The 9,456-nt window shown below is 71.7% G+C and carries 9 protein-coding genes; 4 read left to right on the top strand and 5 right to left on the bottom strand.

The annotated features are described in order from the left end of the window. Window positions 1-292: 292 nt before the first annotated feature. The 3 genes from ACIGW4_RS32430 to ACIGW4_RS32420 all read left to right on the top strand — a co-directional run bounded on the left by ACIGW4_RS32430 (window position 293) and on the right by ACIGW4_RS32420 (window position 3,625). Window positions 293-949, top strand: a complete 657-nt coding sequence (locus ACIGW4_RS32430; protein ID WP_398710850.1) for a TetR/AcrR family transcriptional regulator — start codon at window positions 293-295, stop codon at window positions 947-949. 219 nt (window positions 950-1,168) lie between these two features. After that, window positions 1,169-2,191 (top strand): endonuclease/exonuclease/phosphatase family protein, encoded by a 1,023-nt coding sequence (locus ACIGW4_RS32425; RefSeq protein WP_123451705.1) that lies wholly within the window; start codon window positions 1,169-1,171, stop codon window positions 2,189-2,191. 201 nt (window positions 2,192-2,392) lie between these two features. Then, window positions 2,393-3,625: an MFS transporter gene (locus ACIGW4_RS32420; protein WP_399584693.1), complete on the top strand. Its 1,233-nt coding sequence runs from the start codon at window positions 2,393-2,395 to the stop codon at window positions 3,623-3,625. On the opposite strand, the gene ACIGW4_RS32415 is transcribed toward ACIGW4_RS32420, so the two are convergent. The 5 genes from ACIGW4_RS32415 to ACIGW4_RS32395 form a co-directional block, all read right to left on the bottom strand. Next, window positions 3,591-5,351: an NAD+ synthase gene (locus tag ACIGW4_RS32415; RefSeq protein ID WP_399584691.1), complete on the bottom strand. Its 1,761-nt coding sequence runs from the start codon at window positions 5,349-5,351 to the stop codon at window positions 3,591-3,593. The genes ACIGW4_RS32420 and ACIGW4_RS32415 overlap by 35 nt on opposite strands. Window positions 5,352-5,522: 171 nt before the next feature. Beyond that, entirely contained in the window at window positions 5,523-5,942 is a 420-nt protein-coding gene (locus ACIGW4_RS32410) for a CBS domain-containing protein (protein WP_123451699.1), read from the bottom strand. 123 nt (window positions 5,943-6,065) lie between these two features. Continuing rightward, the gene (locus ACIGW4_RS32405) at window positions 6,066-6,695 is read right to left on the bottom strand and encodes a DUF305 domain-containing protein (protein ID WP_123451697.1); all 630 of its coding nucleotides are present in this window, start codon (window positions 6,693-6,695) and stop codon (window positions 6,066-6,068) included. Further along, window positions 6,692-7,369 carry a DUF3105 domain-containing protein gene (locus ACIGW4_RS32400; RefSeq protein ID WP_123451695.1) on the bottom strand — a complete coding sequence of 226 codons (678 nt, stop codon included), beginning with the start codon at window positions 7,367-7,369 and terminating at the stop codon, window positions 6,692-6,694. The genes ACIGW4_RS32405 and ACIGW4_RS32400 overlap by 4 nt, the downstream gene beginning before the upstream one ends. Before the next feature lie 90 nt (window positions 7,370-7,459). Continuing rightward, on the bottom strand, window positions 7,460-7,798 hold the full coding sequence (locus ACIGW4_RS32395) for a hypothetical protein (protein WP_398710853.1): 339 nt from the start codon (window positions 7,796-7,798) through the stop codon (window positions 7,460-7,462). Window positions 7,799-8,091: 293 nt separating this feature from the next. Between ACIGW4_RS32395 and ACIGW4_RS32390 the strand changes: the two genes are divergently transcribed. Beyond that, entirely contained in the window at window positions 8,092-9,453 is a 1,362-nt protein-coding gene (locus ACIGW4_RS32390; protein ID WP_033209691.1) for a glutamine synthetase family protein, read from the top strand. The last annotated feature ends 3 nt before the right edge of the window (window positions 9,454-9,456 follow it).

Genomic DNA, 9,456 nt, shown 5'->3' with positions numbered 1-9,456 from the left:
CGGTGCACCAAGGGGTGCGGGTCAGGGCGCGACAGCCTCTGGCGCCGGCAGGGCGCGGGTCCGTTGTGCCCACCCGTTCCGCCCCAGCGGAACGATTGCCCACAACGGGGGGCGCGGGGACGGGCACCGCTCAGCGGGCGCAGCCCACAACGGGGGTGCGAGGGGCGGGCACCGCCCCGCGGGGACTGCTCACAACGACGGGGGCACCGCCCCGGTGGGTGCGTCCGTGGTGGTGGGGCGCGGGGGAGAATCGGGGGGCGACAGGTAGGACCCGACGAGAGACGGAGCGCACGTGTCCCTGCAGGACAGCGGGATCCCCGAACCCCAGGGCGACGGGCCGGCGGGGCCCCGCCCCGCACCGGAGGCGGCCCGGCGGGGTCGGCCGCGGTCCGAGGCGGTCGAACAGGCCATCTTCGACGCGGTCGCCGGCCTCCTGGAGGAGGGCGTCCCGCTCGCCGAGCTGTCCATCGAGCGGATCGCCCGCACCGCCGGGGTCGGCAAGGCCACCATCTACCGCCGCTGGCCCGGCAAGGAGGAGCTCTTCGTCGAGCTCCTGCGCTCCTTGGAGCCCGAGGACCCGGTGCTCACCGGCACCTCGGTCCGGGACGACCTCGTCATGCTCCTGGAGACGCTGCGGCAGCGCGGCCTCGCCAAGCGCTCCTCCGCCCTGCTCCACAACGTCTTCTCGCAGATGCACGCCTATCCGAAGCTGTGGGACGCCTACCAGGACACCGTCATCGAACCGCGCCGCCGCCTCGGCATGGACACGGTGCGGCGCGGCATGGAGCTGGGCGAGATCCGCGACGACCTCGACGTCGAGTTCGTGAACGACCTCTTCATAGGGCCCCTGCTCCTGCGCACCGTCATCCGGCCCGGCGCCACCCTGGAGCCGGGGCTCGCCGAGCGGGTCGTCGACGCCGTCCTGGCGGGCCTGCGGCCCCGCCCCTGACCGATCCCCGCCCCTGACAGACCCCCGCACCCCCGCCCCGACCCGTACGAATGTGCGCGTTCTGTCACAGCCTCCCCGCCTGCGCCACCTGCAGGAACCCGCCACGCGCCGGTGTCGTCCCTGGGTGAGTACGACGGACCCGTCATCGCCTAGTGTCGATGCCGGGTCACGGAGCGGTACAGCAGTGCGGCAAGGCAGCAAGGCAGTGAGGACAGTGCGATGGCGCGGGTGGACATGACGGAGACCGACCACGGAGGCGCGGGGAGCGAGCGTCCCCGGTCCCGGTTCCGGACCGCGTTCGACGGCCTCCGCCGCGACCGCGGGATCTGGCGGCGGGGCATCCTGCTCGCCCTGACCGCCGTGGCGCTCACGCTGCTCATGGTGTTCCACTCCGACATCCCCAACCGGATCGGCAACCTGGGCAGCCTCACCGAGACCTTCCTGCCCTGGCTCGGCGTCTTCGTGCCGCTCCTGCTGGTGCTCGCCCTCGTGCGCCGCTCCGCGACCGCGCTGATCGCCCTGCTGCTGCCGGCCGTGGTGTGGCTCAACCTCTTCGGCGGCCTCGTCGCCGACAAGTCGGCCCCGGGCGGCGACCTGACCGTCGCCACCCACAACGTGAACGCCGACAACCCCGACCCCGAGGGCACGGCCCGCCTCCTCGCCGCCTCCGGCGCCGACGTGCTCGCCCTGGAGGAGCTGAAGGGCGACATGGTCCCGGTCTACGAGAAGGGGCTGGCCGCGACCTACCCGTACCACTCCGTCCAGGGCACGGTCGGCCTCTGGAGCAAGCTGCCGCTGCGGGCCGCGCAGCCCGTCGACATCCACATGGGCTGGACCCGCGCCATGCGCGCCTCGGTCGTCACGCCGAAGGGCGAGGTGGCCGTGTACGTCGCCCACCTCCCGTCCGTCCGGGTCAAGCTGAACGCCGGCTTCACCGCCAACCAGCGGGACACCAGCGCCAACGCGCTCGGCGAGGCCATCTCCAAGGACCGGCACGAGCGGATCGTCCTCCTCGGCGACCTCAACGGCACCATGAACGACCGCGCCCTCAACGCCGTCACCTCGCAGCTGCGCTCCACCCAGGGCGCGGCGGGCGACGGCTTCGGCTTCAGCTGGCCGGCCTCGTTCCCGATGGCCCGGATCGACCAGATCATGGTCAAGGGCGTGGAGCCGGTGAGGTCCTGGGCGCTGTCGGAGACGAGGAGCGACCACCTTCCGGTCGCCGCCCGCGTGGAGCTGTGAGGTCGTGGGGCTCTGAGGCCGTGGGCCCCGAAGCCATGGGGCTCTGAGGCCGTGGGCCCCGAAGTCATGGGGCTCTGAGGCCGTGGGCCCTGAGGCCGTGGAGCTCTGAAACCTTTCCTTCATCCTCCGGAAGCCGCCGGGAAGAAAACGTCTGAGACGATTTGTTTCGTCGAAGAACTAATTCCCGGAAAGGCTCTCCCCATGCCCCTGGCGCTGCTCGCGCTCGCCGTCTCCGCCTTCGGCATCGGCACCACCGAATTCGTGATGATGGGCCTGCTCCCGCAGGTCGCCGACGACCTCGGCACCTCCGTCCCCACCGCCGGACACCTCGTCTCGGCGTACGCGATCGGAGTGGTCGTCGGCGCCCCGCTCCTCACCGCGCTCGGCTCGCGCGTCCCGCGCAAGCGGATGCTGCTCCTGCTCATGGCCCTCTTCACGGTCGGCAACCTCGCCTCCGCGCTCGCCCCCGGCTTCGGCTGGCTCGTCGCCGGCCGGGTCCTCGCCGGGCTCCCGCACGGCGCGTTCTTCGGCCTCGGCGCGGTCGTCGCCGCCCGGCTCGTGCGCGAGGACCGGCAGGCGCGGGCGGTCGCCACGATGTTCCTCGGCCTCACCGTCGCCAACATCGTCGGCGTACCGGCCGCGACCCTGCTCGGCCAGCACCTCGGCTGGCGGGCCACCTTCCTCGTGGTCTCCGCGATCGGCCTGCTCGCCATGGCCGCGCTCGCCCGCCTCGTCCCGCCCGTCCCCGTGGACGGGCGGCAGGGCCTCGGCCGCGAGGTGCGCGCCCTCGGCCGGCCGCAGGTGCTGCTCGGCCTGCTCACGGCCGTCTTCGGCTTCGCGGGCGTCTTCGCCGTCTACTCGTACCTCGCCTCGATGACGACCGAGGTGATGGGCTTCGGCGACTCCACCGTCACGATCGTCCTCGCCCTCTTCGGCCTGGGCATGACCGGCGGGGCGCTCGCCGCCGGACCGCTGACCGACCGGGCGCTGCGCCCCACGCTGTACGGCTCGCTCGCGGCCCTCGTCCTCGCCCTGGTCGCCTTCCGCTTCACCGTCCACGTGCCCTGGCTGGCGCTCGTCACGGTCGTCGTGCTCGGCGCGGTCGGCTTCATGACGACCACCCCGCTCCAGATGCTGGTCATGAACAAGGCGAAGGACGCCCCGACGCTCGCCTCCGCCTCCAACCACTCCGCCTTCAACCTCGCCAACGCGGGCGGCGCCTGGGCCGGCGGGGCCGCCGTCGCCGCCGGCTGGGGCTGGACCTCCCCGGCCCTCGTGGGCGCGGCCCTCACCGCCGCCGGCCTCCTGATCGCGGCCGTGGCGGGCCTCCTCGACCGGCCCGGCACGGGCGAGGGGGCCTCCCGCATCGTCGCGGGAAGCCCCCTCGGGGACGAGCGGGTCACCGAAGCGGCGTCTCCCGCCAGCGGTTCGTGATCGGCAGCCGCCGGTCCTTGCCGAAGCCCTTCGCCGAGATCTTGGTGCCCGGCGGGTACTGGCGCCGCTTGTACTCGGCCCTGTCCACCATCCGCAGCGTCCGCGTCACCAGCTCCTCGTCGAACCCGGCCGCCACGATGGCGTCCCGGCCCTGGTCCTGGTCCACGTACAGCGAGAGGACCGCGTCCAGGACCTCGTAGTCCGGCAGGGAGTCCGTGTCGACCTGGCCGGGGCGCAGCTCGGCGCTGGGCGGCTTGGTGATCGAGCTCTCCGGGATCGGCGGGGTCTGGCCCCGGTCCTCGGCCGCCCGGTTCCGCCAGCGGGCCAGCCTGAAGACGGTCGACTTGTAGACGTCCTTGATGGGGCCGAACGCGCCGACGGAGTCGCCGTACAGCGTCGAATAGCCCACCGCCAGCTCCGACTTGTTGCCGGGCGCGAGGACGATGTGCCCCTCCTGGTTGGAGAGCGCCATCAGCATCGTGCCGCGCAGCCGCGACTGGAGGTTCTCCTCGGCGAGACCGGTGAGCCCCAGCGCGCCCATGTACGCGTCGAACATCGGCTCGATCGACACGGTGCGGAAGTGCAGCCCGGTCCGGCGGGCCAGCTCGGCCGCGTCGCCGCGCGAGTGGTCGGAGGAGTACTTCGAGGGCATCGACACCCCGTACACGTTGTCCGCGCCGAGCGCGTCACAGGCGATCGCCGCGACGAGTGCCGAGTCGATGCCGCCGGAGAGCCCGACGAGCACCGAGCGGAAACCGTTCTTCGCGACGTACGCCCGCAGGCCGATCACCAGCGCCGAGTAGATCTCCTCGTCGTCGTCGAGCCGGTGCGCGTAGCCGCCCAGCAGCTCCGGCTCGTACGCCGGCAGCGGCTCCTCCGACAGCACCACCCGGTCGATCCGCAGCCCGTCGTCGACGAGGCCCTCGGGGGCGTCCGCCTCCGCCGCCGGCAGCTCCAGATCGAGGATCACGCTGCCCTCCACGAACTGCGGGGCCCGCGCGATCACCTCGCCCGCCGCGTCCACGACGATCGAGTCGCCGTCGAAGACCAGCTCGTCCTGACCGCCCGTCATGGCCAGGTAGGCGGTGACGCATCCCGCCTCCTGGGCCCGCTTGCGGACCAGTTCGAGCCGGGTGTCGTCCTTGTTCCGCTCGTACGGCGAGGCGTTGACCGAGAGCAGCAGCCCCGCGCGGGCGCTGCGCGTCGCCGGGACCCGGCCCCCCTCCTGCCAGAGGTCCTCGCAGATCGCCAGCGCCACGTCGACGCCGTGGACGCGGACGACCGGCAGGGTGTCGCCCTGCACGAAGTAGCGGTACTCGTCGAAGACGCCGTAGTTCGGCAGGTGGTGCTTGGCTAGGCGCAGCACCACCTCGCCGCCGTACAGCACGGCCGCGGCGTTCTCCGGCGACCCGGCCGGCCGGCCGAGCCGCGGCTCGGCCCGCTCGGAGCGGTCGAGGTAGCCGACGACGACCGGCAGCTCCCCGAACCCCTCGTCCGCGAGCCGTCGGGCGAGCCCGCGCAGGGCCGTCCGGGACGCCTCGACGAAGGAGGAGCGCAGGGCGAGGTCCTCGACGGGATATCCGGTCAGCGCCATCTCGGGGAACGCGACGAGATGCGCGCCCTGCCCGGCGGCGTGCCGGGTCCAGTGCACGATCGCCTCGGCGTTCCCGGCGAGGTCTCCGACGGTCGAGTCGATCTGATTCAGGGCGAGGCGTAGTTGAGGCACCCGCCCAGTGTAATCGTCAGACCGACGCTATGTCCTGGGATACACGAGGCCACGTCGCTTCCCCAGGACGCCCGGCCCGCCCACCGGGGGCCTGACGTCCGAGCGCCACCGCCCGGACACGAGGGTCCGGGCGGTGGCTCGAAAGGGGGCGGGGAAGGGGCGGGAAGCGGGTCAGGAACCGGCGTAGACGCTGGAGACGAACGCCTTGATCTGCTCGTCCGACAGGTGCTGGGCCAGATCGGCCTCACTGATCATGCCCACGAGCCGCTTGTTCTCGATGACCGGCAGCCGCCGGATCTGGTGGCCCTGCATCTCCTCCAGGACGGTGTCCACGTCCGCGTCCGACTCGACCCAGCGCGGGGTGCCCTTCGCCATGTCGCCGCAGGTGACCCTCGACGGGTCGTGGCCCTCGGCCACACAGCCGACCACGATGTCGCGGTCCGTGATGATGCCGCAGAGCCGCTCGTTCTCGTCGGCGATGGGCAGCGAGCCCACGTTGTGGTCGCGCATCATCTGCGCGGCACGGTCGAGCGTCTCGTGTGCCGGGATCCACTGGGCCCCGGAGTGCATGATGTCCTTCGCCGTGGTCATGGGGTGCGTACCTTTCGTCGAACGTCGTCGTACGAAGTCCCCGAGCCCCACCCATTGTGGGCGGACGGCACGGCCCCCGCGACCGCAGCGGGTCGCGGGGGCCGTGTGCCGGTCCGGCGGGGGTCAGGCCCCGCGCTTCTTCAGCATGTCCGCCATCAGCGCGATCTCGGACGTCTGCGCGTCGACCATGCCCTGCGCGAGGTTCCGCTCGATCTCCACGCCGCACTTCTGGACACAGCCCTCGGCCATGTGGACCCCGCCCTTGTGGTGCGCGGTCATCAGCTTCAGGTACAGGACCTCGGCGTCCCGGCCACTGGCCCTCCGCAACTCGTCCAGCTGCGCGTTGGTCGCCATGCCCGGCATCAGGGCCCCGTCCAGGTCGCCCGCGTCACCCGTGCCGCCCATGCCCATCCAGGCCATCGGCTCGACCCCGGACTCGTTCTTGGGCAGCCCCCACAGGTCGAGCCAGCCGAGCATCATGCCCCGCTGGTTGGCCTGGGTGTTGGCGATGTCGTACGCGAGCCGCCGGACCTCCTCGTCCTTCGTCCGGTCCCGGACGATGAACGACATCTCGACGGCCTGCTGGTGGTGGACGGCCATGTCCCGGGCGAAACCGGCGTCCGCGGACGAGGAGGCCGGGGTGCTCGGCGCCTCGTCACGGTCGGCGGAGGCGACGGTGACCGCGCCCCCGGCGAACAGCAGCGCCAGGACGACGGCGGCGACCGCCGCCCCCTGCGTACGGTCGAGCCTCACTGGCCCATCCCCGTACCGCCCTGGCCGTCCGCGCCGATCCCGCCCGTGCAGGCCGCGCCGGGCTCGGGCGTCTGCGGGCCCTGGACGTACTTGGTGAAGAAGGCGTCGACGCGCGGGTCGTCCGCGCTGTCCACGGTCACCTGCTTGCCCCAGGCGGAGAGGGTGATCGCCCCGGTCTGGTCGTCCATGGGGCTCATCAGCGAGTACTTGGTCTTGCCGACCTTGTCGGCCAGCTTCTTCACGTCGGCCTGGGAGGCCTTCTTGTTGTACGTCACCCAGACGGCGCCGTGCTCCAGGGAGTGCACGGCGTTCACGTCGGCGATCTTCTTCGTGTAGACCACGCCGTCGCAGTTCTGCCAGACCGGGTTGTGGTCACCGCCCACCGGCGGCTTCATGTCGTACGTGACGGCCGTCTGGACGTGGTTGCGGCCGAGCTTCTTCGGGTCCCAGGACTTCTCGGCCGCGATGGGGGCCTTCGCGGCGGCTTCCTTGGCGTCCTGCTCGTCGGACTTCTTCATCAGCACGAAGGAGCCGAAGCCGACGAGGCCGAGCACGACGACGGCGGAGACGCCGATGGTGATGAAGCGGTTGCGGCGCTCACGGGCCTGCTCGGCGCGGCGCATCTCCTCTATTCGGGCGCGGCGGTCGGCGGTGGCGGAGCGGTTGGCGGCCATGGTGGTGTCGTCCTTCTTCAGGAGTGGGGTGGAGTTCGGGGGTGGACGTGCGGGGGCGGGGCCCGCCTCGGGGCGGGGCGCCCGCCGCCGCTACGTCCGGAGAACTTGAAGGACGTGCAGGTCCGGCGCACGCGGCCGGGCGTCCGAGCGGTGCGCCGGCCCGTCACCGGAGGGCGGCGCGAGGCGCGGCGTTCCGTCGGCCGCGTGCGGCGGGGCGTCGAGCGGGGGCGCGCTGAGCACCGCGGGGGAGAGCGAGGGGAAGAGGGAACAGCCGCCGCGGTCGTACGGGCAGATGTACTCGCCGGTGGCGGCGACGGCCGTCACCGCCCGCGGACCCGCCGCGTGCGGGGCCCCGTGCCCCTCCGGCACCGTCCCCTGACAGAGGAAGAGCGCGGCGAGGAGCGTCGCCACGGCACTCGCCAGTGCCATGGGACGCGCGTGTCGGGACGGGCGTACGAGCCGTGTGGCCCCCATGGGCGCAGATCGTAGTGGGCGAAGGGCCTCCGTGGGCCGAACGGGGTACCACTCGGTACCGGCGAACAGGCACCGGACGGTCGGAGAAGCATCCCGATCCGGCCGTTCCCCCGTTACCCGAGTCACACCCGAGCAGGCAGTATGGGTGTGCAACGTGCGCGAAACCATGTGGTGGGATGCTCAGGTGCCCCCCGATGTACCGGAGGCGGTGGGAGCAGGCGGCCTGACCAGCGAGGATGGGTGTGGAAATGGACAAGCAGCAGGAATTCGTGCTCCGTACGCTCGAGGAGCGCGACATCCGCTTCGTACGTCTGTGGTTCACCGACGTGCTCGGCTTCCTCAAGTCGGTGGCCGTGGCCCCCGCCGAGCTGGAGCAGGCCTTCGACGAGGGCATCGGCTTCGACGGCTCCGCGATCGAGGGCTTCGCCCGCGTCTACGAGTCGGACATGATCGCCAAGCCGGACCCGGGCACCTTCCAGATCCTGCCCTGGCGCGCCGAGGCCCCCGGCACCGCCCGGATGTTCTGCGACATCCTCATGCCGGACGGCTCGCCCTCCTTCGCCGACCCGCGCTACGTCCTCAAGCGGGCCCTGGCCAAGACCTCCGACCTCGGCTTCACCTTCTACACCCACCCCGAGATCGAGTTCTTCCTCCTCAAGGACAAGCCGCTCGACGGCACCCGGCCCACCCCGGCCGACAACTCGGGCTACTTCGACCACACCCCGCAGAACGTCGGCATGGACTTCCGCCGCCAGGCCATCACCATGCTCGAATCGATGGGCATCTCGGTGGAGTTCTCCCACCACGAGGGCGCGCCCGGCCAGCAGGAGATCGACCTCCGCTACGCCGACGCCCTGTCCACCGCCGACAACATCATGACCTTCCGCCTGGTCATGAAGCAGGTGGCCCTGGAGCAGGGCGTGCAGGCCACGTTCATGCCGAAGCCGTTCTCGGACTACCCCGGCTCGGGCATGCACACCCACCTGTCGCTCTTCGAGGGCGACCGGAACGCCTTCTACGAGTCGGGCGCCGAGTACCAGCTGTCCAAGGTCGGCCGCTCCTTCATCGCGGGCCTCCTCCGCCACGCGGGCGAGACCTCCGCCGTCACCAACCAGTGGGTCAACTCCTACAAGCGCATCTGGGGCGGCTCCTCCCGCACCGCCGGCTCGGGCGGCGAGGCCCCCTCGTACATCTGCTGGGGCCACAACAACCGCTCCGCCCTCATCCGCGTCCCCATGTACAAGCCGGGCAAGACGGGCTCCTCCCGCGTCGAGGTCCGCTCCATCGACTCGGGCGCCAACCCGTACCTGACCTACGCGGTCCTCCTCGCCGCCGGCCTCAAGGGCATCGAGGAGGGCTACGAACTCCCGGCCGGCGCCGACGACGACGTCTGGGCCCTCTCCGACTCGGAACGCCGCGCGATGGGCATCGAGCCGCTCCCGCAGAACCTGGGAGAGGCGATCGCCCTGATGGAGAAGAGCGAACTGGTCGCCGAGACGCTGGGCGAGCACGTCTTCGACTTCTTCCTGCGCAACAAGAAGCAGGAGTGGGAGGAGTACCGCTCCGAGGTCACCGCCTTCGAGCTGCGGAAGAACCTGCCGGTGCTGTAGAGC

Origin of the sequence: Streptomyces sp. NPDC053513 (assembly GCF_044544765.1) — a bacterium.
Taxonomy (GTDB): Bacteria; Actinomycetota; Actinomycetes; order Streptomycetales; family Streptomycetaceae; genus Streptomyces; species Streptomyces litmocidini.
Note: the sequence above shows the minus strand (reverse complement) of the source record. Positions and strands in the feature narration are given on the sequence as shown.

Coding starts and splice junctions, on each gene's coding strand:
- ACIGW4_RS32425 (WP_123451705.1), top strand. CDS start 1,169: ATGGCGCGGGTGGACATGACGGAGACCGACCACGGAGGCGCGGGGAGC.
- ACIGW4_RS32420 (WP_399584693.1), top strand. CDS start 2,393: ATGCCCCTGGCGCTGCTCGCGCTCGCCGTCTCCGCCTTCGGCATCGGC.
- ACIGW4_RS32410 (WP_123451699.1), bottom strand. CDS start 5,942: ATGACCACGGCGAAGGACATCATGCACTCCGGGGCCCAGTGGATCCCG.
- ACIGW4_RS32400 (WP_123451695.1), bottom strand. CDS start 7,369: ATGGCCGCCAACCGCTCCGCCACCGCCGACCGCCGCGCCCGAATAGAG.
- ACIGW4_RS32395 (WP_398710853.1), bottom strand. CDS start 7,798: ATGGCACTGGCGAGTGCCGTGGCGACGCTCCTCGCCGCGCTCTTCCTC.
- ACIGW4_RS32390 (WP_033209691.1), top strand. CDS start 8,092: ATGGACAAGCAGCAGGAATTCGTGCTCCGTACGCTCGAGGAGCGCGAC.